Origin of the sequence: Indibacter alkaliphilus LW1, from assembly GCF_000295935.2 — a bacterium.
Classification (GTDB): Bacteria; Bacteroidota; Bacteroidia; order Cytophagales; family Cyclobacteriaceae; genus Indibacter; species Indibacter alkaliphilus.
This window is the reverse complement of sequence record NZ_ALWO02000052.1, coordinates 367,570-392,350: the sequence shown is the minus strand read 5'-3', so window position 1 is coordinate 392,350 and position 24,781 is coordinate 367,570. Positions and strand designations below refer to the sequence as shown.

The window sequence follows — 24,781 nt, the reverse complement described above, 5'->3', positions numbered from 1 at the left end:
ACTTGACCCTTGAGGTTGGTTTTTTTCGTGTATGTTTGTACGAAACGACGTATATTCATACAAAGTTATTTTAAAATTTAAGCAATAAAAATTAAACAGAAGCATGCGGATAAAAGTTTGGGCCATTTTGATTGGTGTGTTGGTAGTTTTTCAGGCGGATGCTGTCTTGGGACTGGAAAAAGCAGGGGATGACAAAAGAAGGGAAGACCGGGACCCGCTTGTGACCAAGGACCAAAGAAAACAGCGTGCCTGGGTGGACAGCGTTTTTCAAAACAGCAGTTTTGAAGAAAGGCTGGGTCAACTTTTTATGGTAGCGGCTTATTCCAATAAGGATCAAAAGCACAAAGCGGAAATTGCCAAACTGATTGAGGAAGAAAACTTGGGTGGACTTATATTTTTTCAGGGAGGTCCGGTCAGGCAAGCCCAACTTACCAATTATTATCAGTCCCTTTCCAAAGTACCTCTTTTTATCGCCATGGATGCCGAATGGGGAATCAGTATGCGGCTTGATTCTGTGCTGCACTTTCCCAAGGCCATGACTTTAGGTGCCCTTCCTAGTGAAGAACTGATTTATGACATGGGCAAAGAAATGGCGCGTCAATTCAAAGAATTGGGCATGCACATCAATTTTGCTCCTGTGGTGGATGTCAATTCCAACCCAAACAATCCTGTAATTGGTTATAGAGCTTTTGGAGAAGAAAAAAGGCTGGTGGCCAAAAAGTCCCTAGCCTACATGAAAGGGCTCCAAGACCATGGGGTCATCGCCAATGCCAAGCATTTTCCAGGACATGGAGATACTGAGTCTGACTCACATTATACATTGCCTGTGATCCGGCATTCCGAAAACCGCATCAAAGACATTGACCTTTATCCTTATAGGGAATTGATTGACAATGACCTCATGAGTGTCATGGTGGCCCACCTGCATATCCCGAGCTTAGATTCTGAAAAAAACAAGGCCACTACCCTTTCCAAATACGTGGTGACTGACCTTCTGAAAAAACAAATGAATTTCAACGGCTTGGTCTTTACTGATGCCCTGAACATGAGAGGAGTAGCTAATTTTTACAAACCAGGAGAAGTAGATGTGCTGGCACTTTTGGCTGGGAATGACATTCTCCTTTATTCTCAAGATGTTCCCAAGGCCAAGTCAATGATTCTCCAAGCAATTGCAGAAGGAAAGATCTCCCAACAGGAAGTTGAGGATAGGATAAGAAAAATCCTTAAAGCAAAATATTGGGCCGGAGCTCATGAGCACAAACCCATTGACACCAGAAATCTACTTCAAAGGCTAAACAATCCAGAAACAGAACTTTTGGTGGAGAACCTCCATGCTCAGTCAATCACGGTTACCTCCAACAAAAACAACTTTCTTCCGATCAAATACCTTGACCTGCAGGAAATGGCTTCCTTGACAATTGGAGGGGATGGCAAAGAATTTCAGAGAAAACTCTCCAAGTACAACAAATTCAACCATTATGAAATTCAAAAGGGGGCTGATGCAGCTACATTATCTGCCACTGAAAAAAAACTGAACCCTTACAATACAGTGGTTGTAGGCATCATGGGAGTAACAAATAGCCCTTCCCGAGGATTTGGCATCAATCCGTCGGATATCAATTTCATCAAAAAACTTAGCAAAGAGAAAACTGTCATCACCGTACTTTTCGGCAATGCTTATGCGGCCAAATATATCAATGACCTTCCTTATAATATACTGACTTTTGAAAACAATGAATATACGCAGGGACTGGTTCCTGAAATTATCTTTGGAGCAAGAGATGCCAATGGTATTCTTCCTGTTTCAGTGAGTGAAGATCTTAGGATTGGCTCCGGAGGGTATATGAAAGGAATGGGAAGACTCTCCTACAGCATTCCAGAAAGCCAAGGGATGAACAGTTCCAAGCTTGCTGAAATTGACCTGATCATGGAAAAAAGCATTGCTAAAAAAGCTTTCCCAGGAGGAGTGGTATTGGTAGCCAAAAACGGTCAGGTGGTATTTGAAAAAGCCTATGGTTACCATGATTTTAAAAATTCCCAAAAAGTAACCACAGAAACAATCTATGACCTGGCCTCTATTACGAAAGTTTTGGCTACAACACAGGCAGTCATGTTTTTGGCAAGTAGAAACCTGATCGACATGGACAGGCCAATCTCACAATACTTGCCCGAACTGAAAAGTACCAACAAAGGCAATCTGATTCTTAAGGACATTCTTGCCCATGAAGCTGGCTTGGTGGCATTTATTCCTCATTATGCAAAGACTGTAGAAGCTGGTCAATGGAAACGCGAATACTACCGGGACAAGCCTGAGCTGGGGTACAGCCTTCCTGTATCCAATGATATGTATGCCAAAGAATCCCTAAGAGACAGTATTTGGCATTGGACTATAAAGTCTGACCTGAGAAAGAAAGAACCTGGAAGGGCTAAATATGGCTACGTTTATTCAGATTTGACCATGTACTTGTTACAAGAGCTGGTAGAAAAAGTTACCAACCAACCTTTAGACGAGTTTGTAAGTCAGAACTTCTATGAACCCTTGGGAATTTACACCATGTCCTTCAATCCCACCCAAAAGTACCCCATACAGTGGATAGCACCTACTGAAGATGATATCACTTTCAGAAAAAGGCTGGTGCATGGTTATGTGCATGATCCCGGAGCGGCCATGTACGGCGGTGTTGCAGGCCATGCAGGTTTGTTTGGAAAAGCCAACGATCTTGCAGTCATGATGCAGTTGATGCTAAATGGAGGTAAATATGGAGATGTAGAAATATTAGATCAAAAAACAATTACAGAATTTACAAAAAGGCAATCCACCCAAAGTAGAAGAGGATGGGGCTGGGACAAACCAGAGCCTGAAAAAGGTAAAGGAGGGAGTGCAGGGGTTTTAGCTTCTAAAAGTACCTTTGGCCATACCGGCTTCACCGGAACTTGCGTCTGGGCAGATCCTGAAAATGATCTGATTTATGTGTTTTTATCAAATCGTGTCCATCCCAATGCCAACAATAACATCCTTCTCAAAGATGGCATTCGGACAGAAATCCATGATATCATTTACAATTCCATCATTAAATCCTGATTCGATATTTCTCCAAAAATCAAAATGTCATTCAATATTTGAACAAATCCGGCCAAGATGGGTGTTACCAAGTCTGAACATAAGAAATCTAAAATAACCAATATGAAAATCGGTATAGTCTGTTACCCGACCTTTGGAGGTAGTGGGGTAGTAGCCACTGAATTAGGTAAAGCCTTAGCCAAAGAGGGTCATCAGGTACATTTTATCACCTACAGACAACCTACAAGATTGGATTTTTTCAGCGCCAACCTCTTTTACCATGAGGTTGACATCAAGAGCTACCCGCTTTTTGAACATGCTCCCTATGAACTAGCCCTTGCCAGTAAAATGGTAAATGTCGTGAAATATGAACAGCTTGATGTTCTGCATGTACACTATGCTATCCCTCATGCTTCAGCCGCTTACATGGCCAAACAAATTCTAAAAGAGGAAGGCATTCACATCCCTATTGTGACTACACTCCATGGTACCGATATCACGTTAGTGGGAAAAGATCCCAGCTATGAACCTGTAGTCACTTTCAGCATCAACCATTCCGATGGAGTTACGGCAGTATCTGAAGATTTGAAAAAGGCAACTTTTGATCATTTTGATATCAAAACCGATATCAAGGTGATCCCCAATTTCATAGATTTAGAGCGTTTTAAAAAACAGAAAAAAGAGCATTTCAAGCTTGCCATTTGTCCTCATGGAGAAAAATTACTGGTACACACTTCCAATTTCCGAAAAGTCAAAAGAGTGGAAGATGTAATCAGGGTTTTCTTTGAAGTGAGAAAGGTAATGCCTGCAAAGTTGCTCTTGGTAGGAGATGGCCCTGAGCGGGACAGGATGGAAAGACTCTGCAGGGAATTAGGAACTTGTGATGATATCCGCTTTTTAGGCAAGCTGGAAGCGGTAGAGGAAGTGCTTTCAGTGGCGGATCTTTTTCTGATGCCTTCCGAAAAAGAATCATTTGGACTTGCTGCCCTGGAAGCGATGGCCTGTGAAGTACCTGTGCTTTCGTCCAATGCCGGAGGCATACCTGAGTTGAATATCAATGGAGTCACAGGTTTTGCCTGTGAAGTGGGCAATATTGAAGAAATGACCAGAAGAGCAATGGAGATTCTTGATGACAACAACTTGGCACGTTTCAAAGCCAATGCTTTGGCCAGGGCTAAGGAATTGGATGTCAGCAGAATCCTCCCTTTGTATGAAGAATTTTACAAAGAGACTATAGAGAAAGCCAGTGCCAAAATGGTTGATTTATGATATAAATCAGCTAAAATTAATTAAAAGGATATCGGATTTTGACCAACCAAATTGATTTAATACCGTTATTCTAAGATAATTGTTGAAAAATTAATACTTTAGCTATTGGCTAGTATAAAATTGTTTAAAAAAAATTTAGGCATGAAAGCGACTACCACCACATTGAAAAAAATAGGAAGGCTGGACCGGCCTGACAATAATGGCTCTGCTCAGATGTTTGATAACCCCGTCTTGGAAAGGTTGTCAAGAACACATATCAGTATTCCAATTGTTATGTTTTTCTCAATCTCTGCAATTTCTTTATATTTTGCGGTTACCAGTACGGGAATATCTTTAGGAATCGGACTATTGGTAATTCTGGCAGGTTTGTTAGCCTTTACTTTTGTAGAATACATGATGCACAAGCATTTTTTCCACATGGAGCCTGACAACAGTATCAAAGACAAATTACAGTATTCAGTGCATGGAGTTCATCATGATTACCCTAGAGATAAAGACAGACTGGCCATGCCGCCCTTTGTGAGCGCATTCTATGCATTTATATTTTATGTTGTTTTCACATTTATTATGGGCGATTTTGCACTCTATTTCTTACCTGGATTTCTTTTTGGATATGCAGCATATCTGGGTGTTCACTATGCTGTGCATGCTTTTCAGCCTCCAAAAAATTTCCTTAAAATTCTTTGGGTAAATCACGCTGTGCACCATTACAAGGATCCGGATGTGGCTTTTGGTGTCAGTTCCCCATTATGGGATTATATCTTGGGGACAATGCCTAGAAAGGACAAATAATTTTTAATGCCTGCTTAAAGAAAGTAGGCATTTTTTATTCAGGTTTTTGTTTGGGGTTCCTAGCTATAAAATCCTGTCTAAACCTATAATATTCTGTAGAGTCCTTGGAACTTTTGAAAAAATCAATATCCAGATCAAGCCTCCTAAACTGATGCACTTCAAGGGTGTCGGAAATCACTATAGTGGTATCTGTCAGCGTGTCAAGATTCCAAACCCTTTCAAAAAAAAGTGGAGTAGTCGTAATCAATTTATTGCCATCTTTTTCATAAACATATTCAGCAATCCCAAGCTTTTCATGATTGAGCACAATTACAGTATCCCCAATATACAGTTCGTAGTAGGTGGAATCTGTATCAAACCCAAACCAATTGCCCAAAAGCAAATTGTCAGATTTATCTGGCTTGCAGGCTACAATTATCAGAATTGCAGCTAAGAATATGTATGACTTTAATCTCATAATTCGAAAATAAATACCTCAAAGGGTTAAAAGGTTGCCAAAATTATTCCAATTCCGTTCCTTTCCCCTTAAATTACTGAATTTATAGCTTTAAAAAACAAATATTCATGCATACAATTTCAATTCTTGGCTTAGGTTGGCTTGGCGAACCATTAGGAGAAAAACTTCAGCAAATGGGCTACCAAGTCAAAGGTAGCACCACCAACGAAGAGAAGCTTGAAAGACTTCAAAAAAAAGAGCTCAACCCGAGTTTGTTACAATTCTGCCCACACCCTCAGGGAGAGCGCTATCAAGGACTTTTTGAGACTGATATTCTCTTTGTCAACCTCCCCCCAAGAACCAGAAGACTGCCGGATACTTTTCATCCGGAACAGATTAAGTTCATCAAAGAAATGGCCACTCAGGCCGGAGTAAAAAAATTGATTTATGTTTCTGCCACCTCTGTCTACCCTGATCAAAATCAAACAGCTTTTGAAAATGATCATCTGGACCTGGAAAATACTGGAAACAAAGCGCTTTTGAATGCAGAAAACATCCTCAGATCGGGGAAGAGTTTTGACTTGACCATTATCCGGTATGGGGGACTCTTGGGTGTAGACCGGATTCCAGGCCGGTATTTTTCGGGCAAGGAAGATGTACAGGGAGATACACCTGTCAATTACATTCATAGAGATGACGCGGTAAATCTTGCAGCCTGGATCATAAGTCAAGCGCTTTGGAATGAAATCTTCAACGGTGTAGCTCCTGAGCACCCGGTACGCAGAGAAATTTATGAGAAAAACGCAAAGGACCTGGGGTTCGCTCCTCCAAAAAACTATTCTAAAGAGATTATCCCTTATAAAGTGATTTCTCCAGAAAAAATCATCAAAACAGGCTATGAATTCAAAATACCCAATCCTTTGGACTTTTGGTATGAGAAAAAAAAACAATAAATAACCCGTCAAATATCTCCAATGGTGGATTTATACTTCCTTCCCTGCTGAATTATTTTTAGATTGGACACATGGAAAAGAAAATTGCTTTGGTCACCGGAGCTACTTCCGGAATAGGGTGGGCTACTGCTATATCCCTAGCAAAATTGGGATTTGCCATCATTGCTACGGGGAGAAGAAAGGAAAGGCTGGAGCAGCTCAAAAAAGAGTTGGAAAAAGATGGTTCAGAAGCATTGATCCTAGCTTTTGATGTAAGAGATAAAAACGAAGTGAAAAAATCACTTTCTGCCCTCCCCACCTCCTGGAAAGAGGTTGATGTATTGATCAATAATGCAGGCAATGCCCACGGCATGGACCCTATAGATAAAGGCAGCCTCGAAGACTGGGACGCAATGATTGATATAAATGTCAAAGGACTTCTCTACGTCTCTAAAGAAATTATTCCAGGCATGGTGGAGAGGAAAGCAGGAACAATTGTCAATGTAGGCTCTATTGCAGGAAAAGAAGTATACCCTAACGGTAATGTGTACTGCGCTTCCAAACATGCAGTGGATGCAATTACCAATGGAATGAGGCAGGACCTCAATCCACATGGAATCCGCGTCACCGGAGTACACCCTGGGCTGGTAGAAACTGAATTTTCTTTGGTCAGATTTAAAGGTGACGAAGAGCGATCCAGTTCAGTGTATAAAGGCTTTTTACCCTTGACTGCTGAAGATATAGCAGATACCATCGCCTTTGCGGTAAGCCGTCCAGCCCATGTAGTTTTGGCAGATATTATTATGCTACCCACAGCTCAGGCCTCCGCCACTATAGTCAACAAAACCAATCAATAAATGAAAAATAAAATCTATACTTTACTTTTTGCTCTCCATATCCTTTTTTCCTGTGAAACCAAGAATAATTCACAAGCCGAGGTAGATTTACCTGAAGAAAGCATAGAAACTCCGCAGAGGCAGGATTGGGTAATTGACGATGAAGATTTTGAAATAGATAATGAATATGGTGAACTTGAACAAAGCCTCATCGATGCAGGACTTGTAGACGTAGAAGATATCATATCCGGTATTTTTGTAGACTTAAAGTATTCCACCACAGATAATTTTTTTGGGAAAGATGTTTATGGCGATCTCTACAGATGCTATGTTCAGCCTGAAGTAGCAGAGATGCTCAAAAAAGCCCATGATAAATTACAAGAGGAGCATCCCGGACTTACCTTTTTGATTTACGACGGCGTAAGGCCTCAAAGTGTACAGCAAATCCTTTGGGATGAATTGGACAAGCCTGATAGTATCAAACCATTGTATGTGGCTGATCCAAAAGTTGGCGGTTTGCACAACTTTGGTGTGGCCGTGGATCTGACTTTGGCAGATGCAGGAACAGGAGAAGCTTTGGACATGGGAACCCCCTTCGATTTCTTTGGGTATCCTGCCTATCCAGATAGAGAAAAACAGATGCTCCGGGAAGGTAAAATAAATCAGGAACATGTGAAAAACAGGGAAATTCTCAGAAAAGTCATGAAGTATGGTGGTTTTACGGGAATTGGCTCAGAGTGGTGGCATTTCAATGCATTCACTAGAAAAGAAGCCGTAGAAAAGTACGGTATTGTAAAATAAAATTTCAATAATAAAACCTATAACTATGAACTCAAAAACCTATTGGACAGGTCTATTGATGGCCTTTATCATCTTATTTGCAACTCAGGTTGAAAGCTCAGCCCAAGCGCAATTCAAAGCATTGGTGTTTAGCAAAACCAAAGGATTCAGACATCAATCCATACCTGATGGTGTGGTAGCTCTGAAGAAGCTTGCAAGAGATCATCAGTTTTCTATTTACGCTACGGAAGATGCTGATATATTTACTGATGAAAAACTCAAAGAATACGATGTCATTATCCTGATGAGTACTACAGGAACGATTTTTAATGAAGATCAAAAAGCTGCCTTCCAGAGATTTGTACAAAGTGGCAAGGGAGTAGTGGGCATCCACAGCGCTACCGATACAGAATACGAGTGGCCATGGTACACCAAACTCATCGGGGCACAGTTCATGAATCATCCTTATATCCAATCTGTAAGACTCAATGTAGTGGACAGGAAGCACCCTGCGACTTACCACCTTCCTGAGAAATGGCTATGGACTGACGAGTTGTATGCTTTCAAAAATTTCAATGAAAATGTAAGGGTCCTGATCACTGCTGATGAAACTTCCTACGACACCAATTTCTCCTGGAAGCCTACTGAGGGCATGGGTGACTTTCACCCTATGGCTTGGACCCACGAATATGATGGAGGCAGGATCTTTTATACTGCTTTAGGACATACAGATTGGTCATTCTTGAATGAAAATTTCCTACAACATATCTATGGAGGCATTTGGTATGCAGCCAAAGGGTTCCCTATAGAAGATTAAAGAAATATGTATATCCGTTATGATATGATTAATGATTTAAAAAACCTATTTGTATGACAATTCGATATTGATTGATATTGGATATTTAGATATTGCTCTAGGACAATCATTAATCCTTGTAATTGAGATCACATTCAAGAAAGCGGATAATCAAATAAAAAAATGAAATTAAACTTCAAGAAAACCGGCTCAGGAGAGCCACTGATCATACTTCACGGTCTTTTTGGCTCTGCTGACAACTGGTTCAGCATAGCCAAAGAGCTCGAAGATGAGTTTACCCTTTACCTTGTTGACCAAAGAAATCATGGAGATTCGCCCAAAAGTGAAGAATGGAATTACCAAGTGATGGCGGAAGACTTAAATGCCTTTATGGAATCCGAAGGACTAAAAGAGGCAAACCTGCTGGGGCATTCCATGGGAGGCAAAACAGTGATGAAATTTGCGCTTACTTTTCCCGAAAAAATAAAAAAACTGATTGTCGCGGATATTGCACCTAGGTACTACCCCATTCATCACGAAACTATACTGGAAGGATTGAATGCTGTGCCAATCGATAAGATCAAAAACAGAAAAGAGGCCGATGATGCCCTTTCAGAGTATATCAATAATCCAGGAATCAAACAGTTTTTGCTCAAGAACCTGGCGAGAACAGAAAGTGGATTTAAATGGAAAATGAACCTCCCGGTCATTACCAAAAAAATTGAAAACGTGGGAGAGGAAATCAAATCTGAAAAACCATTTGAGAAACCTACCCTATTTATGGGAGGTGAAAACTCAGACTATATCCAAGATAAAGACAAGGAAGATATTGAAAGACTTTTCCCTAACCATCATCTAATTTATATCAAAAAGGCAGGTCATTGGCTACATGCCGAACAACCCCAAGCTGTTGTGGAAACGGTGAGGACGTTTTTGAAGAGGTAAGAAAGATTAACGTAAATATATGTGTAATTATTTTATGCTTTTTGTATATCCTCAATTAGATCACCAACCAAATTAAGTTCGGGCCTAGATCAACCAGATAGCAATAGATAACTGCCTGCCGCAGGCAAGTTGGATCCGCCACTTCGGACAAGTTATTCATTAATTTAATTTGTTTTTGAAAAACCAGTAAGCTGCTTAATCCAGCTTATTGGCTTTTAACTTAGGAATTGTTCGGAATCAGAAAATACAGTTAATCAATTAAACGGTTACACAATTTATCAACTCTCAACTACTGGATTAGACTTGAATCTCTTATTTCACCCTCTTCCCATGCTTGATAACCATATCGACATTTTGTAATAGACTGATGTATCTCAAAACATCACCTTTGACAGCAATGATATCGGCATACTTTCCTTCGCTGATAGTCCCATAATCCTGATCCACCTTCATGGAAACTGCCGGCCAGTAAGTAGCAGCCTTTATGGTCAACATAGGATCAAATCCAAACTCATTCACCCATACATCCAGTTCATTCCAGGTGCTTTGGCTATGGAATTTCATCGGTATTCCGCTGTCTGTTCCTATCATCATAACTACTCCTGCATCTTTGAGTTGATTGATTTTCCGCTCTAAAGTAGGCTTTCTTACAGGTGTCAGCTGGAAATAGGGCATTCTACCTGGAAAGCGCAAAGACGCTCTTATATCCCTGATTATGGAATCGGGAAGGTCAAGGTGCCAATCCGGGTCATCCAACTTTTCGGGATTATTGCGCATATATTCATAATTGTAGAGTCCTTCCACCGTGGGCGTCCAGAAAAGCGGCCCCATGTTCATTTTTGCAGTTCTTTCCTTGATCATGGCAATGATATCTTCGGGATACTCTGGCGCCGAAGCCAAGCCTGTATGTTCGAAACAATCCACGCCAATCTGCAAACCAATTCTGATTTCATCCGGTCTATGGGAATGCGAAATGACAGGAATACCATACTTATGTGCCTCATCCACAACCGCTTTCGCTTCTTCAAAAGTCATCTCATCGTGATCGATCAACTTGATCACATCTACGCCTGCATCCACCAACTTCTTGACTTTTGCCCTTGCATCCGCCGGGCCATTTACTCCCCATCGGAAGGCCTTGGTACCAGGATAGGGTTCTTTTTGAATAAAAGGACCGGAAACATAAATAGTAGGTCCGGGAATTTCTCCCTTATTGATTCTGTCTCTGACATTAATACTGGCCTCTAAGGGTGCACCTAAGTCCCTTGCACTTGTCACACCCGCCCGAAGCAACTGATGTGCTGAGGATGGCATGATAACCGGCTCCAAAATATCAATATAGGTGGTATCCCAATGGGTGTAATTGGAATGGCCGTTGAGCATCAAGTGCACATGCATGTCCCAAAGGCCTGGAAGAACAGACATGCCCTCAGTAGAAATCACTTCGGCCCCTTCAGGAATTGGCAAAAATCCAACCTGTCCGATTTCCTTTATCCGCTCATTTTCGATAATGATTACAGAATTACGCAGTGGAGGGCCACCAAATCCATCGATCATGGTTCCTCCGACCAAGGCTTTGATCTCTTGTGCATAGAGTAGCTGAGGAATGCTTGTCAAGACGATAAACAGACAGAAACAAAAGGTATATGATTTTTTCATAAAGGTTAAGGTGATTTCAAGCTAAAATTTAGAGAAAATTACCGAAACCATCTGTCCAATAGTGTAATTCATTTGAATCAGCTGGCCATCAATCAGTGTAGAATCTTTGCTTTACATTTTTTTAAGCATCTTTGTAGTTTATTAATCAGATTATGGCAAAAGGCAAACTCTATCTTATACCCAACGTGCTTGCAGAAAATACCACGGATGTTATCAGTCCGCAGGTAAAAGAAGTTATCTCTCAAACCCAATATTTCTTGGTTGAAAATGTCAGGACTGCCAGAAGATACATCAGTAGCCTAAGGTTGGGACTTACCATTGAGAACCTGAACTTTGAAATTTTGGATAAAAAGACCAAGCCGGTAGAACTGGAAAAAATCATGCAGCCCATTTTTGAAGGAAAAGATATAGGAGTAATTTCTGAAGCAGGTTGCCCCGGTATTGCAGATCCGGGTTCCCTAGCGGTGACATTTGCACATCAGCATGACATTCAGGTAGTGCCACTGAGCGGACCGAGCTCCATGTTTTTGGCATTGATGGGATCGGGTTTCAATGGGCAGTCTTTTGCATTTCATGGTTACCTGCCCATTCAAAAGAAAGAAAGGATACAGGCGATCAAAACCCTAGAGGCTGAGTCTCTGAAAAACCGCATGACCCAGATTTTTATGGAGACGCCTTTTCGTAACAATCACCTTCTTACTGACTTGGTAGACACTTTAAGACCGGATACCCAATTGTGCATTGCCAAAAACCTGACAGGCTCAGACGAAATGATCCAGACCAAATCAGTACAGGATTGGAAAAGGGTGAAAATCGATTTACATAAGATCCCGACAGTTTTTGTATTGTATTCGGCGTAAAAAAACTCCCCTAATCACAGGGGAGCTCAAATGGATTAAAGAAAAGTATAAGGGTTTTCTCCAATCAGACCCAACACTAATAGAAAGGTCATTTTTGGAAATTCAGATACTGATTGATATTAGAAATTTATTGATATTGGCTTGAAATCATAGGTTTATATCACTATTAAGGTTCTACTGGTAAGAAAGCTGAAAATCATGAAAGAAAAAATGTTTTTTCAGGACCAACGCTAAAGCTCCCGTCCCTACTATATTTCTATTTATTCCGAATCGCTCTGCTCTCAGGACCTTCGCTAAAGCTCTGGTTTCACTCATATTTCTACTGTACTTCAATCAAATATCCACCAATATCACAAAGTGAATATCCATCACTATCAAATAATTTACGGTTCGATCAACACCCTATAGGAATCATACAGAATCATAATATCATCCACATAATTGACAGCCAAATGGCCTTTTGCAAAGCCTAGGTTTACCACTGGATCTTTATAATATTCAGGGTCTGATTTGAGTTTGAGAAAATGGGCTATACTCTCCCAATTCTGCGGATTCTTACCATACTTGATGGCAAGTTTCCAGGCATCCTCCACATGACCATGGCCAATATTGTATGAGGCTAATATTACTTTGATTCGCTCATTGGTCTCAGGAATCCTTTCCCTCCAAAACTTATCTAAATACCTGAGGTAATTAACTCCACCCATTAGGCTTTGCAAAGGATCATGGGGGTCTTCCACACCAAATCTCTCCAAGGTCACGGGCATCAGCTGAAGTAATCCAACTGCCCCGGCATAAGAAGTGGCAGTGGTATCAAATCTTGATTCCTTATAAACCAAGGATGCCAATAACCTCCAATCCCAGCCCAATGATTCTGCGCCTTTTTGTATCAGACCGTCAAATGGAGAAATATTGTTTCCCCCCACAGAAGAAAAAGGACTATTACTTCTGAAATAACTGTTTTTGGAATTTTGGAAATACTTAGCATAGAGCATGTTAATATAGCCCGTCTTGTTTTTCTGAGCTAACCAATCATTGATGGTGGATTGCAAGTCCAATGCGTTTGTTCTTACAGCCCAGGCCACGTCTGATTTAGGACTGACTTCTAGGGAAACGTCCAAATCTTCGTAATAGGTAGCGTTGACCAAGCCTACTACTCTGTCCACCACAGTGAAGTCTATCTCATTTTTGACAACCTTATTGACAAAATATTCACTATCTCCTTTTTCTTCTATAATAGCCAGAGAAATCCCCTGTTCCTTTTGAAGCGCGCATAATTGAGCTTTGTATACTGCGTCTTTTCGGATATGTATTATTTTGTTATCCAGATCCTTAAAATCAGTAACCCTGCTGTTTCTGTTCTTTTGAACGAGCACCGTTCCCATTTGCCCTAAAGGTTCCGTAAAAGCAGCGTATTGCTTCCTTTCCTCGGTCACCTCCAGATTCATGGCTATAATATCCGCTTTGCCTCTATTCAAAAGATAAAAAGCCTCATTGATGTCAGATTTTACGATCAAGTGTAACCTTACTCCGAGGCTTGAAGCTAGGTTTCTGAGCATTTCAAACTCATAACCCATTCTTCTTCCTCTGTAGATATAATAACTGGTGGAGGAATTATCGACAACTGCTCTGATATAGCCTCTTTTTACAATCTCATCCAGGTCAAAGCTTACAGGATTTTCCCAAAAATTCTCCTTCTTGATCTCTCTTTCAAAAAAAGTACACTGTACTCCGAAGATTGTGAAAATCAATAAATATGTAATCGTGAAAAGGGTTTTCCTCATGCATTTGTATCCGAAATTACGGATTTGATGATCCAAGGGACTCCTTTAACAAATTATATACCAAAGTCTTACAGGAACAGATTTAAATAAAAATACGAGGAATTTGAATCTGCGCAGAACTTGTCCTGATGATAGGTAGGGATCGTCACTCTGAGTGAAGCGAAAGCCTGCCCCAATTGTTTCGGGGAGTCTCTTTGCCTTGAGTGCAGGAGATGCCCCGCAATGCTGCGGGACAGGCTTTCGACTCCGCAAGCTCCGCTACCCTTGACAGAAACGTACATCACTCTGACGAAGGGAGAGTCTCCCAAAATAGAGGAGATCCTTCACCTCCGCAAGCTCCGGTTCAGGATGACGTACACCAACTGTCATTTCCTTTCTGTAAATACCAATTTTAGTAACTCAGAATGACGGGTCTGCAGATGTCACTCCCTTTCGTTAAATGTCAGTTTCAAAATCTCAGAATGACGCAAAACCACATCATGCATCTCCGCCGAGGCGGAGAAGCTTCAAATTCCCTTTGCGAGCCTTGGCCTCTTAGCTTTGTGTAGACCTAATCACTTTAAATTCAGAGAAAACTGTTCTGATCCGTTTTGATAAAAAATTCTACCCGACAACCTCATCAGTTCGATTTCCATTTCTTTGATATTATAAAGAGCTGTAATCAACCTGTCTTGAGCAGTCAACAAGTTCACCTGGGCATCTCTGAACTGCAGGTAATCTGCAATCCCCAATCTGAACCTTTCCAAAGCGATATCTGCACTCTCCGTTGCTACTTGATAGTTGGCAAACTCAATATCAAGTAATTGCATGTTGGTATTGTAAATATTATATGCCCTTTGAATGTCCGAAGCCAACTGTATTTCAAACTGCTGAACAGCATATTCCGCATTCACTCTTTGTACTTTGGCATTTTGAATCCGTCTATTGAGAGCAAATCCATTGAAAACATTGAATCCTGCTGTCAATCCGTAATTGAAACCTTCCCTCTGATTGAAAAGAAGAATACCGGCCTGCGCTTCCAATCTGCTGTTATTATAACTTGCATTGAAATTAATAAAAGGCAATCTTGACGCTTGAGTTTCTCTCAATGTCAGGTAGGCAACATTTTTATTTCTCTGGGCTATAAGAAACTGCTTATTGTTGATATAAGCATTTTCTACCAGGTCATCCAAGACAAGGTTATTCTGCACTATGATGGTATCGTTCACCTCGAGATTGGTTCCTGGTGAAAGGGCCAATAACTCATTGAAATTGATTCTGGCATTTTTAATCGCCAGTTCCTGATTTACCAATAAAGATTTATCTGCGTTGTAATCCACTTGAGCAGTTAGAAAATCCCTTCTTCCTGCCCCACCAAGTTCGTAACGGGCCTGAGCAATATCCAGTCGTGACTGAGAAAGTTCCAAAGTGGTTTCAAGGACCTTTTGCCGCTGAATTTCCAAAACCAAGCGATAATAAGCAGTTGCGATACCCGCAACGGTATTTTCCACCATTACTTTGGCTTCCAACTCACTCACTTCCGCCAGCTTACCCATGATTTTCATCGTGTAAATTGCCTCCGGTCTTAAACCATAGCCTGCAATTAGAGCATAATTTTCATTATTTGATGTCGCGTTGGGAATGAAATTAGGTTGTTCAGAATTTGCAAATTGCTGAGTTACATCGTCAATAGTATACGATCTTAAGAAAGTAGCATCAATTATAGGCATCAAGAGACTTCCCCTGGTAATTCTAGCTTCTCTTTCTGCAATGACCTGATCATTTCTGGCAATCTTCACTCCGAAGTTATTGTCAAGACCAATCAAGATCGCTTCTTCCAGATCAATGTTACCAGAATCCTGCGCATGCGCTACATGAAAGCACAGGCATAATAAGGAAAGTAAACCAATTATTTTTTTCATTGTACTCTAGCTAGTCTTCCTTTTTTGGAGGTTAAAAATGTGTAAATCGCCGGAATCACGAATAGTGTCAGGATAGTGGAGAATGCCAGACCACCTATTACGGCAACGCCCATCGGAACACGGCTTTCGGCACCGGCACCTAAAGCCAAGGCAATAGGAAGGATCCCGAGAATAGTGGACAAACTGGTCATCAGGATAGGTCTAAACCTCGCTGCCGCCGCTCCTTCAATTGCTTCGTCAATACTCATACCCTGGGCTTTACGTTGATTGGCAAATTCCACGATCAGGATACCGTTTTTGGTTACCAATCCTATGAGCATGATGATCCCGATCTGGGAGAAAATATTCAATGTAAAGTCAAAGAGCCAAAGTGAGAACAAGGCTCCAAACAATGCCAATGGCACTGTAAACATAATAGTCAATGGGTCCAAGAAACTTTCAAACTGTGCTGAAAGAACCAAGTAAATCAGGATGAGGGCAAATAGGAATGCAAATATCAAAGAGTTTGAACTGTCCCTAAATTCCTTGGAAAGGCCCGCCAAATCAGTACTGAATGATTCATCCAGTACTTCCGCTGCTATTCTGTCCATTTCATCCAATCCTGCTCCAATGGTATAACCAGGAGCAAGTGAAGCAGAAACTGTCGCACTTACAAATCTATTGAATCTATACAACTGAGGCGGAGTACTTTTTTCCCTGATCGTAACCAGATTATCCATCTGGATTAACTCCCCATTTTCAGCTCTGACATAAAGCATTCTCAGGTTGATAGGTTCATTTCTATCTTCCAACTGCATCTCTCCGATTACTTCATATTGCTTTCCATTCATGATGAAGTAACCGAATCTTTGCCCTGAATATGAAAGCTGCAGGGTTCTAGCAATCTCCTGAACAGATACGCCAATGTTTCTTGCTTTTTCCCTGTCTATTTCCACTTCAATTTCTGGCTTTGTAAACTTCAGGTTGATATCTGCAAAACTGAAGATTTCACTTTGATTTGCCTTCTCCATAAATTCAGGAATCACATCCTTAAGTTTCTCAATAGTAGGAGCCTGAAGCACATACTGTACCGGAAGACCCGCTCTTCTATCTCCAATGGAAGGTGGCTGTGTGGCAAAAGCCCTGACAGAAGTATAATTTCTCAACATTCCCTGAACCTGATCAAAGATCTGCTGTTGGGTTCTATCTCTTTCAGATCCGTCTTTTAAGATCAGCCTTAAAAATCCTGAATTGGTACTTGCTGTCCCGAATCCGGGAGAAGTCACCGTAATGATACCTTCTCTTTCCTCTTCAGGAATTTTCTCCATAAAATCCTGGGTCATTTCGTCAAGAACCCTATCCATGTATCCAAAGGTCGCTCCTTCCGGACCGGTAAGATTTACCCGCATCTCACCCCTATCTTCAATGGGCGAAAGCTCGGTTGGGATGATGTTGAACAGCTGATAAATACCAAAGCCCATCACGGCTATAATCACAAAGGCCAACCATCTGATCTGCATAAAACCTGCAAGCAGGTTATTGTACTTTTCATTGAGCCATACAAAGACCGGTTCAGTGAAATTGTAAAAAGCATTTTGCTTTTCCCTTCTCTTCAGCAGTTTTGAACTCAACATTGGAGTCATGGTCAAAGCTACAAAAGAGGAAATTATTACAGCTCCTGCTACCACGATACCAAACTCCCTAAACAGCCTACCTGTTGTTCCGGTAAGGAAAATTACCGGGAGGAATACTGCGGCCAATGCTACCGTAGTCGCTATTACGGCAAAGAAGATTTCTTCGGCACCTTTTTCAGCTGCCTTATCCGGATTTTCACCCTTTTCAATCCGGGCATAAATATTTTCCAATACCACAATGGCATCATCCACCACCAAACCGATAGAAAGTACGATACCCAATAGCGTCAGTACATTGATGGAAAAATCCATCACATACATAATGAAAAACACACCTACCAAAGAGATCGGTATAGTCAAAACAGGAATAAATGTGGTTCTCCAGTCTCTCAGGAACAAGAAAATAATGGAAACTACCAAGAGGAAGGCAATAAGAATAGTTTCTTGTACTTCAGAGATTGAACTTCTGATAAACTTGGTCGAATCAAAACCTATCCCAAGTTGAATATCTTCTGGGATATCTTTTTTGATGGTTTCTAGTCTCTTGTAGAATTCATCAACGATTTCAATATTATTGGAACCCGGAAGGGGAACCAAAACCACGCCGACCATAGGAATCCCATCTCTTTTGAGAACTGTTCTTTCATTTAGTGCGGCCAGCTCGGCCTTCCCTATATCCTGAAACCGGACAATATTATTCTGGTCCTCTTTGATGATCAGGTCATTGAACTCCTGCGGTGAATTCAGCCTACTTTTTGTTCTGACCGAGAGTTCGATAGTAGACCCCTCTATCCTTCCAGAAGGCAATTCCACGTTTTCAGTCTGTACTTTGCTCAGAACATCCGTAGGCGTGATGCCGTAAGAGGCCATCTTCAAAGGGTCAATCCTTAAACGGATCGCATATCTTTTTTCGCCCCATATCTGTACAGTACTTACACCTGGGATGGTTTGCAGTCTTTCTTTAAAAATATTATTCGCGATATCGGAAAGCTCCAGAAGACTCCTCCTATCGCTTTGTACATTGAGGAAAACAATCGGCTGAGAATCAGCATCTGCTTTGGAAACCACAGGAGGCTCAGTGTCGGGAGGAAGTCTTCTGACAGCACCGGAAACTTTATCTCTCACGTCATTGGCAGCTGCCTCCAAATCTGCACCCACATCAAATTCCACAGTGATATTACTCGTACCATCATTACTGGTAGAGGTCAAAGACCGAATTCCGGCAATTCCGTTGATAGCCTCTTCCAGAGGCTCGGTGATTTGTGCTTCAATCACATCCGCATTTGCACCTACGTAAGTGGTCCTCACATTGATGATAGGAGGGTCAACACTTGGAAATTCCCTTACCCCTAAAAGACTGATACCTATTGCACCAAACAATAGGATGACCAGGGACATCACCATAGCCAAAACCGGTCTTCTTATACTGATGGTAGATAAACTCGCCATAATCAGTTGATTTTATTATAATTGACAGTCATTCCTGTCCTTACCTGCAACACACCGGTGGTCAATACGAGATCACCTTCTTTCAATCCATCCACTATCTGTACTTGCGTTTCGGTACGGGTACCGATGGATACCTGTTTTTCTTCTACTACTCCTTCAGCATTGCTGACAAACACCTTATAACCATTCAGTTCCGGTACAACAGACTCAGCAGGCACTAAAAAAGCATTTTCTTCAACGCCTAGCACAAACTTTATCCTGACGAACATTCCTGGAAGGAATTTCCTATCTCTATTCGGACTGGTCGCTCTTAACCTAAGCGTTCTCGTCCCACTGTCAATGGTAGGTTCAAACGCATAGACCGTCCCTTCAACCTGCTGCCCCCCGGCCTCACTGGAGAAAAAGATCTTAGATCCCAGCTCCACCATACCGGCATAGCGCTCAGGAATAGAAAATTCAATTTTGATAGGATCAATATTGACTATACTCGCGATGACATCGGTAGTGCTGATTACACTGCCCTCAGATACCTGTCGTAACCCCAAGATACCATCAAATGGCGCCCTTACTACTGTTTTATTCAGTTGCGCTTCGATCAGGTTCATATCTGACAGGTTGGTATTGAACTGATTGAGGACAATGTCGTATTCTTCCTGCGAGATGGCTTCCTTTTCCAACAATTGCTTTTGTCTGTTCTCCTGACTTTCGAAGAGCTTTTTGGTATACTCCAACCTTTGATATTGTGCGCGGAGTTCGTCGTCATTGAGGTAAACCAAAGGCGTACCTTTTTTGACAAATTCTCCCTCACGGAAAGCAATTTTGGTAACCAAACCAGAAATCTCAGGCCTGAGATTTACTGTTTCATTAGGAAGAACTGTTCCTGTGACGCTAAGATTATTTTCTAGCCTTTCCGGTCTTAGCTCAACTACATTGACGGGCAGCACCTGTCCGGCCCCTGCGGTACCACCTGTCGGAGAAGATGAACCTTGAGATGCGTTTCCAAAAATTTGGTCCTTTCTAGGATAAATAAAAATAACCGCGACCACTGCGATGATAGCGACTGTAAGAAGTATTTTCGTTTGCTTTTTCATTCTAGGCTGATACAAAGAATTTATTATGAGTGATTTTGGTTCTTAAGAAATTGTAAAGATAGCTGATTAAACACATCAGGCTGCTCTACATTTACAACATGACCACATTCTTTGACAATATTTAAGATAGAAAGTTTATGTTCTTTTACAATTTTTTTGACAGGTTCCAAAAACATGATGTCTTCATCTCCCATTACATAAAGAGTAGGAATCGCTAAATCCTTCTCTTTGAAATACTTAAGAAGTGGATTAACATCTTTGGTCAATTTGAACCATTTGATAAATTCCTTTTGACAAAGTCTCTTTGCTTCTCTGATAAACAAATTTCTTGACTCTGAGTGATGTCTCCTGGGCATGATAATCCATGCGAAAAGACTGTATAGCCACATGTAAGGGACCACACTTTTGAAGGTATTTCCCAAAAAAACCAATATCCTGGAAGTGAAATTCAATCTAGTGATCGCCCCTGCCATCACCATGGACTTTACCCTTTGAGGCTCCATTTCGGCCAACTGCCTGATCAGAATAGTTCCTAGAGAGACACCCATGAAATGAGCTGGAGGAATACTTAAATGATCCAGCACATCTATAATATCTTTGGTAACCACCGGGAAAGTATATTCGTCTTTCCAGATGTTTTTGATAGACTTGGCTGACTTACCATGGCCTCTAAGATCTATCAAAAGTAGGTTGAAGTCTTCTCTGAACTCCCTGATTTGCTTGTACCAAATGGAGGAAGAGCCACCTGCCCCATGAATAAATACTACCCATTCCTTACTGGAAGAATGTTTGTACGTTTTATAATACAACATGCCTTTAGTGTTTGTGCTGAGCATATAACTGGATAGGGACATAGATAGTTATTCAACCGAAAGCTAAGGCCTTTCGTTCTTCATTGAAAAGAAATAAACACAGGTGGCTATAGTTGATTTTTAGCGGTGAATTTAGAACAGTTCTAATTAACTATCTTATCGAGTCAGTGTGTAATAATTACACATTGACATGCTGTGTTTAAAAAACCGGGTATCAATTTAGAGGCAAACTACCCCAGAAAATATTCAAAATCTAGATTATTTGGCGAAAATCTGAGACTCATCTTGGAATGCTTTAAATTCAAGTGCATTCCCAGAAGGATCCAAGAAAAACATGGTAGCCTGCTCCCCTACCTCACCTTTGAAGCGTATATAAGGCTCAATAATAAATTCAATTCCTTTGGATTTAAGCTTTTCAGCTAACTCATGCCATTCTTCCCAGGGAAGAATGGCTCCAAAATGCCTTACCGGAACATTTTTACCGTCTACTTGATTTGCTTTAGCCTGCGCCAATTCCTCAGGCTTGACATGGGCAGAGAGCTGATGTCCGAAAAAGTTAAAATCTATCCATTTTTCTGTAGACCTGCCGATATCACAGCCTAAGAGATCTCCATAGAAAGTTCTTGTTTCTTCAATATCCTTGATAGGAAAAGCTAAATGAAAAGGTTTAAATTGGCTCATAATAACTAATTTCGTAAAGTAAATTTGGGTTCAATTTTCGGAATTAAAAAATCAATTTTATAGATGGCCAAGAAAACTGTTTCATTGGTACTCTCCAGCGGAGGAGCAAGAGGTATGGCGCACATCGGCGCCATTGAAGCCTTGGAAGAATCAGGTTACGAAATCGTATCTATTGCAGGATCTTCTGCCGGCGCTTTGATTGGAGGCATATATTCCACAGGCCAGCTGGACACATTCAAAAACTGGATATGCAACCTGGACAAAATCGATGTCTTTTCTCTGATGGATTTCACCATTTCAAGAAAAGGCTTTATCAAAGGCGAGAAGGTATTCAATGCCTTAAAAAGTCTGATTGAAGACTGTGAAATTGAAAAATTAAAAATCCCATTTGCCTGCAATGCTGTTAAAATCCCCAGCGGGGAAGAAAAAATATTCACATCGGGCAGTTTATACGAAGCCATCCGCGCTTCAATTTCCATCCCTACTGTTCTTACCCCTTCTAAAATCGGTGAAGATGAATACATAGATGGAGGAATCATCAATCCCTTGCCTTTCAACTTAATCAAACCCACTGAAAGGGGTAATCTTCTTGTAGTTGTAGACCTCAATGGTCCAAAATCTGCTTTTGAGTCTCCATCGGAAAAAGAGAAAAAGGAAAGCAATCTTAAGTTGCCAATGTGGCTCTCAGATTATCAAAAGAAATTTTCCAATTACTTTTACACAGAACAGAAAGAGGAAAAGCCTAAGGGACTGAGTTCTGTGGAACTACTCAACTATTCCTTTGACCTAATACAGGACAAGCTTTCAGAAATGATTATCAGACAACATGATATAGACCTGCTTGTGGAGGTTTCGAGGGAGCAGGCCGGAACGCTGGAGTTTCACCGGGCAGCTGAACTGATTGAGATTGGAAAGAAAAAAATGGGAAAAGCCATTAAAAAATTTGAAAGTGGGAATAAAAGACCTCAATAACCTTCTGGGTAATATTGACATTTACCTCCTTGACCAAATTCTCAAGGGAAGATTTTCCAAAGAAATGAAAATCCTTGACGCAGGGTGTGGAGAAGGGAGAAATTGCATCTTTTTTCTAAATGCAGGATATCAGATTTTTGGGGTAGATGCAGACCCTATTGCTGTTCAGATGGCCAAAACATTCGCCCATACCATAGACAGAAAATATGACTTGTATCGCTTTCAGCGGGCCATGGTCCAGGACATGCCTTTTCATACATCTGCTTTTGATGCATTGATCAGTTCAGCTGTGCTTCATTTTGCCAAAAGCGAGGCAGATTTTTTCAAAATGATGGATGAAATGATGCGGGTCTTAAAACCAGGAGGCATTTTCTTTTTGAGAACCTGTACTGACCGGGATGAAATTTTAAAATACACGCCTCATTTGGGTGAGGGTGTATATTTACTCCCTGATCATTCTGAGAGATTTGTGCTGACAGCCCAGTTAGAGGAAAAAATGCTGAATCGCTATGATTTAAAATACTTGGAACATCCCAAAAGCGTAGCTGTACATGGACAAAGATCAATGGGAGTTTATATTTTTTCAAAAGCAGAAAAACATTAGCGCTAAGCTCACTGAACCATCTCGGTCATGATTTTTGCGGAAAGCAGGCAAAGAGGAATCCCTCCTCCGGGATGAACACTCCCCCCACAGAAATATAGATTTTTGATATCAGAGCTAAAATTGGCATGCCTGAGGAAAGCCGCATACCTGTTGTTGGAGCTGTTGCCATACAAAGCCCCTTGAGCACTGGAAGTTTTGGATTCGATGGTTCTGGGTTCTAGAATTTCTTCCAGTTCAATGAAGGGTTCAATATCAGTTTTCAAGGTGCGGTTGATTTTGGTAATAATGTGTCTCCTTGCCTCCTTTATCAATACATCCCAATCTTGGCCCTGATTGTTGGGCACATTGATCATGGTAAACCAATTCATGCAGCCCTCAGGCGCATCATCTTTTTTGTACACAGATGTGATGTTGATATAAACTGTAGGGTCCTCGTAGATACTCCCCAGATTGAATATATGGTCAAATTCTTTTTTGTAATCATTAGAAAAAAGGATGTTATGGAGGTCCAATTCCGGAAACTCCTTTTTGATTCCCCAATAAAAAATCAAAGCCGAACTGGACTTAGGCTGTTCCAATAATTTTTTAGGTTGTTTCTGCTTACTTAAGATGGATTTATAAGCATTGACCATGTCCATATTATTGACAATTAGCTCTGCTTTGAATAGCTCTCCGGTGACTTTTACAGCAGAGGCCTTTCCATTTTCTACTATTACTTCGTCTACCTTTGCTCCAAAATTGAACTCGACACCCAGATCCTTCGCAAGTTTAAAAAGGGAATTGGTAATGTCATGCATTCCTTTCTTAGGGAAAAAAGCCCCTATATTAAATTCAAGGTGGGGAATGATATTGAGTGTAGCGGGAGTCTGATAAGGGTCGGAACCATTGTAAGTGGCATACCTATTGAACAACTGAACCAATTTGGGATGTTTGAAAGACTTCACATTGGCTGCATTCATGGTATTGAAAATCCCTAGTTTGCCCATTTTCAAATAAGACTTTAAGGCTAGGGAGTTGGTCCATGTTCCAAGCTTGTGCAAAGACCTGTGCATAAACAATGGTGAGAGATGCCTGTAAATGTAATCAGATTGCTTGAGTGCCTTTCTGATGTTTGAAGCAGGTTCTCCCAGCTTGACTTCTACCTCTTCAGCAAATAAATTAATATCCGAATAAGCTTTGAGCGACTTTCCATCTTCCCAAAAATAATGACAGGTAACCGGCAGCTTGATATACTCAAAATGATCTTTGGGATTCTGCCCACTGATTTTAAATAACTCTTCTACCTGTTCGGGCAAAGTAAACAAAGAAGGGCCTGCGTCAAATCTATATCCCCCGATTTTTATTTCCGATAATTTTCCACCAGGATAGGAATTGGCCTCAAATACCTGTACTTCATAGCCCTTTACTTTGAGCCTGATGGCAGCAGCAAGGCCAGCTATGCCTGCGCCTATGATAATGGCCTTTTTTGTCATTGTTGATTAACCCAATCGGGACTTAGAAAGTTTGGA

21 protein-coding genes are annotated in these 24,781 nt (G+C 41.0%); 12 read left to right on the top strand and 9 right to left on the bottom strand.

Going from position 1 to position 24,781, the window contains the following annotated elements:
• Positions 1 to 103: 103 nt before the first annotated feature.
• The 3 genes from A33Q_RS20040 (at position 104) to A33Q_RS20030 (ending at position 5,122) form a co-directional block, all read left to right on the top strand.
• Entirely contained in the window at positions 104 to 3,082 is a 2,979-nt protein-coding gene (locus A33Q_RS20040) for a glycoside hydrolase family 3 N-terminal domain-containing protein (RefSeq protein WP_009032884.1), read from the top strand.
• Positions 3,083 to 3,184: 102 nt separating this feature from the next.
• Entirely contained in the window at positions 3,185 to 4,330 is a 1,146-nt protein-coding gene (gene bshA / locus A33Q_RS20035) for an N-acetyl-alpha-D-glucosaminyl L-malate synthase BshA (protein WP_009032885.1), read from the top strand.
• 141 nt (positions 4,331 to 4,471) lie between these two features.
• Positions 4,472 to 5,122 (top strand): sterol desaturase family protein, encoded by a 651-nt coding sequence (locus A33Q_RS20030; RefSeq protein WP_009032886.1) that lies wholly within the window; start codon positions 4,472 to 4,474, stop codon positions 5,120 to 5,122.
• A gap of 34 nt (positions 5,123 to 5,156) precedes the next feature.
• On the opposite strand, the gene A33Q_RS20025 is transcribed toward A33Q_RS20030, so the two are convergent.
• Positions 5,157 to 5,579 carry a hypothetical protein gene (locus tag A33Q_RS20025; RefSeq protein WP_040490737.1) on the bottom strand — a complete coding sequence of 141 codons (423 nt, stop codon included), beginning with the start codon at positions 5,577 to 5,579 and terminating at the stop codon, positions 5,157 to 5,159.
• A gap of 107 nt (positions 5,580 to 5,686) precedes the next feature.
• Here A33Q_RS20025 and A33Q_RS20020 point away from each other — a divergent pair, with 107 nt between their 5' ends.
• The 5 genes from A33Q_RS20020 to A33Q_RS20000 all read left to right on the top strand — a co-directional run bounded on the left by A33Q_RS20020 (position 5,687) and on the right by A33Q_RS20000 (position 9,847).
• On the top strand, positions 5,687 to 6,511 hold the full coding sequence (locus A33Q_RS20020) for an NAD(P)H-binding protein (RefSeq protein ID WP_009032888.1): 825 nt from the start codon (positions 5,687 to 5,689) through the stop codon (positions 6,509 to 6,511).
• Between the two features lie 71 nt (positions 6,512 to 6,582).
• Positions 6,583 to 7,347, top strand: a complete 765-nt coding sequence (locus A33Q_RS20015) for an SDR family NAD(P)-dependent oxidoreductase (RefSeq protein WP_009032889.1) — start codon at positions 6,583 to 6,585, stop codon at positions 7,345 to 7,347.
• A complete protein-coding gene (locus tag A33Q_RS20010) occupies positions 7,348 to 8,127 on the top strand; it encodes a M15 family metallopeptidase (protein ID WP_009032890.1) in 780 nt (259 codons plus the stop codon).
• Positions 8,128 to 8,152: 25 nt separating this feature from the next.
• Positions 8,153 to 8,923 carry a ThuA domain-containing protein gene (locus A33Q_RS20005; RefSeq protein WP_009032891.1) on the top strand — a complete coding sequence of 257 codons (771 nt, stop codon included), beginning with the start codon at positions 8,153 to 8,155 and terminating at the stop codon, positions 8,921 to 8,923.
• A 162-nt stretch (positions 8,924 to 9,085) separates the two neighbouring features.
• The gene (locus A33Q_RS20000) at positions 9,086 to 9,847 is read left to right on the top strand and encodes an alpha/beta fold hydrolase (RefSeq protein ID WP_009032892.1); all 762 of its coding nucleotides are present in this window, start codon (positions 9,086 to 9,088) and stop codon (positions 9,845 to 9,847) included.
• Positions 9,848 to 10,159: 312 nt separating this feature from the next.
• On the opposite strand, the gene A33Q_RS19995 is transcribed toward A33Q_RS20000, so the two are convergent.
• The gene (locus tag A33Q_RS19995) at positions 10,160 to 11,506 is read right to left on the bottom strand and encodes an amidohydrolase family protein (RefSeq protein WP_009032893.1); all 1,347 of its coding nucleotides are present in this window, start codon (positions 11,504 to 11,506) and stop codon (positions 10,160 to 10,162) included.
• Positions 11,507 to 11,658: 152 nt separating this feature from the next.
• On the opposite strand from A33Q_RS19995, the gene A33Q_RS19990 reads away from it, so the two are divergent.
• Entirely contained in the window at positions 11,659 to 12,366 is a 708-nt protein-coding gene (locus A33Q_RS19990; protein WP_009032894.1) for an SAM-dependent methyltransferase, read from the top strand.
• Between the two features lie 383 nt (positions 12,367 to 12,749).
• Here the strand turns inward: A33Q_RS19990 and A33Q_RS19985 are convergent, their stop codons facing one another.
• Positions 12,750 to 14,150 (bottom strand): MltF family protein, encoded by a 1,401-nt coding sequence (locus A33Q_RS19985; RefSeq protein WP_009032895.1) that lies wholly within the window; start codon positions 14,148 to 14,150, stop codon positions 12,750 to 12,752.
• A 212-nt stretch (positions 14,151 to 14,362) separates the two neighbouring features.
• Here A33Q_RS19985 and A33Q_RS22250 point away from each other — a divergent pair, with 212 nt between their 5' ends.
• A complete protein-coding gene (locus tag A33Q_RS22250; protein ID WP_040490736.1) occupies positions 14,363 to 14,545 on the top strand; it encodes a hypothetical protein in 183 nt (60 codons plus the stop codon).
• Between the two features lie 159 nt (positions 14,546 to 14,704).
• Here A33Q_RS22250 and A33Q_RS19975 read toward each other — a convergent pair whose 3' ends face one another.
• From A33Q_RS19975 to A33Q_RS19955, 5 genes are all read right to left on the bottom strand, one after another.
• Complete coding sequence (locus tag A33Q_RS19975) at positions 14,705 to 16,051, bottom strand: TolC family protein (protein WP_009032896.1); 1,347 nt, start codon at positions 16,049 to 16,051, stop codon at positions 14,705 to 14,707.
• On the bottom strand, positions 16,048 to 19,113 hold the full coding sequence (locus A33Q_RS19970; RefSeq protein WP_009032897.1) for an efflux RND transporter permease subunit: 3,066 nt from the start codon (positions 19,111 to 19,113) through the stop codon (positions 16,048 to 16,050). The genes A33Q_RS19975 and A33Q_RS19970 overlap by 4 nt, the downstream gene beginning before the upstream one ends.
• 2 nt (positions 19,114 to 19,115) lie before the next feature.
• Positions 19,116 to 20,204 (bottom strand): efflux RND transporter periplasmic adaptor subunit, encoded by a 1,089-nt coding sequence (locus A33Q_RS19965; protein WP_009032898.1) that lies wholly within the window; start codon positions 20,202 to 20,204, stop codon positions 19,116 to 19,118.
• Between the two features lie 23 nt (positions 20,205 to 20,227).
• The gene (locus A33Q_RS19960) at positions 20,228 to 21,016 is read right to left on the bottom strand and encodes an alpha/beta fold hydrolase (protein WP_009032899.1); all 789 of its coding nucleotides are present in this window, start codon (positions 21,014 to 21,016) and stop codon (positions 20,228 to 20,230) included.
• A 258-nt stretch (positions 21,017 to 21,274) separates the two neighbouring features.
• Positions 21,275 to 21,697: a VOC family protein gene (locus A33Q_RS19955; RefSeq protein WP_009032900.1), complete on the bottom strand. Its 423-nt coding sequence runs from the start codon at positions 21,695 to 21,697 to the stop codon at positions 21,275 to 21,277.
• A gap of 63 nt (positions 21,698 to 21,760) precedes the next feature.
• Between A33Q_RS19955 and A33Q_RS19950 the strand changes: the two genes are divergently transcribed.
• On the top strand, positions 21,761 to 22,669 hold the full coding sequence (locus A33Q_RS19950) for a patatin-like phospholipase family protein (protein ID WP_009032901.1): 909 nt from the start codon (positions 21,761 to 21,763) through the stop codon (positions 22,667 to 22,669).
• Positions 22,647 to 23,273 carry a class I SAM-dependent methyltransferase gene (locus A33Q_RS19945; RefSeq protein WP_016255626.1) on the top strand — a complete coding sequence of 209 codons (627 nt, stop codon included), beginning with the start codon at positions 22,647 to 22,649 and terminating at the stop codon, positions 23,271 to 23,273. Before A33Q_RS19950 ends, A33Q_RS19945 begins: the two co-directional genes overlap by 23 nt.
• Positions 23,274 to 23,281: 8 nt before the next feature.
• On the opposite strand, the gene crtD is transcribed toward A33Q_RS19945, so the two are convergent.
• Positions 23,282 to 24,745: a 1-hydroxycarotenoid 3,4-desaturase CrtD gene (gene crtD, locus A33Q_RS19940; protein WP_009032903.1), complete on the bottom strand. Its 1,464-nt coding sequence runs from the start codon at positions 24,743 to 24,745 to the stop codon at positions 23,282 to 23,284.
• Between the last annotated feature and the right edge of the window lie 36 nt (positions 24,746 to 24,781).

Coding starts and splice junctions, on each gene's coding strand:
- A33Q_RS19995 (WP_009032893.1), bottom strand. CDS start 11,506: ATGAAAAAATCATATACCTTTTGTTTCTGTCTGTTTATCGTCTTGACA.
- A33Q_RS20040 (WP_009032884.1), top strand. CDS start 104: ATGCGGATAAAAGTTTGGGCCATTTTGATTGGTGTGTTGGTAGTTTTT.
- A33Q_RS20015 (WP_009032889.1), top strand. CDS start 6,583: ATGGAAAAGAAAATTGCTTTGGTCACCGGAGCTACTTCCGGAATAGGG.
- A33Q_RS19990 (WP_009032894.1), top strand. CDS start 11,659: ATGGCAAAAGGCAAACTCTATCTTATACCCAACGTGCTTGCAGAAAAT.
- A33Q_RS19955 (WP_009032900.1), bottom strand. CDS start 21,697: ATGAGCCAATTTAAACCTTTTCATTTAGCTTTTCCTATCAAGGATATT.
- A33Q_RS20020 (WP_009032888.1), top strand. CDS start 5,687: ATGCATACAATTTCAATTCTTGGCTTAGGTTGGCTTGGCGAACCATTA.
- A33Q_RS19960 (WP_009032899.1), bottom strand. CDS start 21,016: ATGTTGTATTATAAAACGTACAAACATTCTTCCAGTAAGGAATGGGTA.
- A33Q_RS20000 (WP_009032892.1), top strand. CDS start 9,086: ATGAAATTAAACTTCAAGAAAACCGGCTCAGGAGAGCCACTGATCATA.
- bshA (WP_009032885.1), top strand. CDS start 3,185: ATGAAAATCGGTATAGTCTGTTACCCGACCTTTGGAGGTAGTGGGGTA.
- A33Q_RS20025 (WP_040490737.1), bottom strand. CDS start 5,579: ATGAGATTAAAGTCATACATATTCTTAGCTGCAATTCTGATAATTGTA.
- A33Q_RS19970 (WP_009032897.1), bottom strand. CDS start 19,113: ATGGCGAGTTTATCTACCATCAGTATAAGAAGACCGGTTTTGGCTATG.
- A33Q_RS22250 (WP_040490736.1), top strand. CDS start 14,363: ATGCCCCGCAATGCTGCGGGACAGGCTTTCGACTCCGCAAGCTCCGCT.
- A33Q_RS19975 (WP_009032896.1), bottom strand. CDS start 16,051: ATGAAAAAAATAATTGGTTTACTTTCCTTATTATGCCTGTGCTTTCAT.
- A33Q_RS19985 (WP_009032895.1), bottom strand. CDS start 14,150: ATGAGGAAAACCCTTTTCACGATTACATATTTATTGATTTTCACAATC.
- A33Q_RS19965 (WP_009032898.1), bottom strand. CDS start 20,204: ATGAAAAAGCAAACGAAAATACTTCTTACAGTCGCTATCATCGCAGTG.
- A33Q_RS20030 (WP_009032886.1), top strand. CDS start 4,472: ATGAAAGCGACTACCACCACATTGAAAAAAATAGGAAGGCTGGACCGG.
- crtD (WP_009032903.1), bottom strand. CDS start 24,745: ATGACAAAAAAGGCCATTATCATAGGCGCAGGCATAGCTGGCCTTGCT.
- A33Q_RS20010 (WP_009032890.1), top strand. CDS start 7,348: ATGAAAAATAAAATCTATACTTTACTTTTTGCTCTCCATATCCTTTTT.
- A33Q_RS19950 (WP_009032901.1), top strand. CDS start 21,761: ATGGCCAAGAAAACTGTTTCATTGGTACTCTCCAGCGGAGGAGCAAGA.
- A33Q_RS20005 (WP_009032891.1), top strand. CDS start 8,153: ATGAACTCAAAAACCTATTGGACAGGTCTATTGATGGCCTTTATCATC.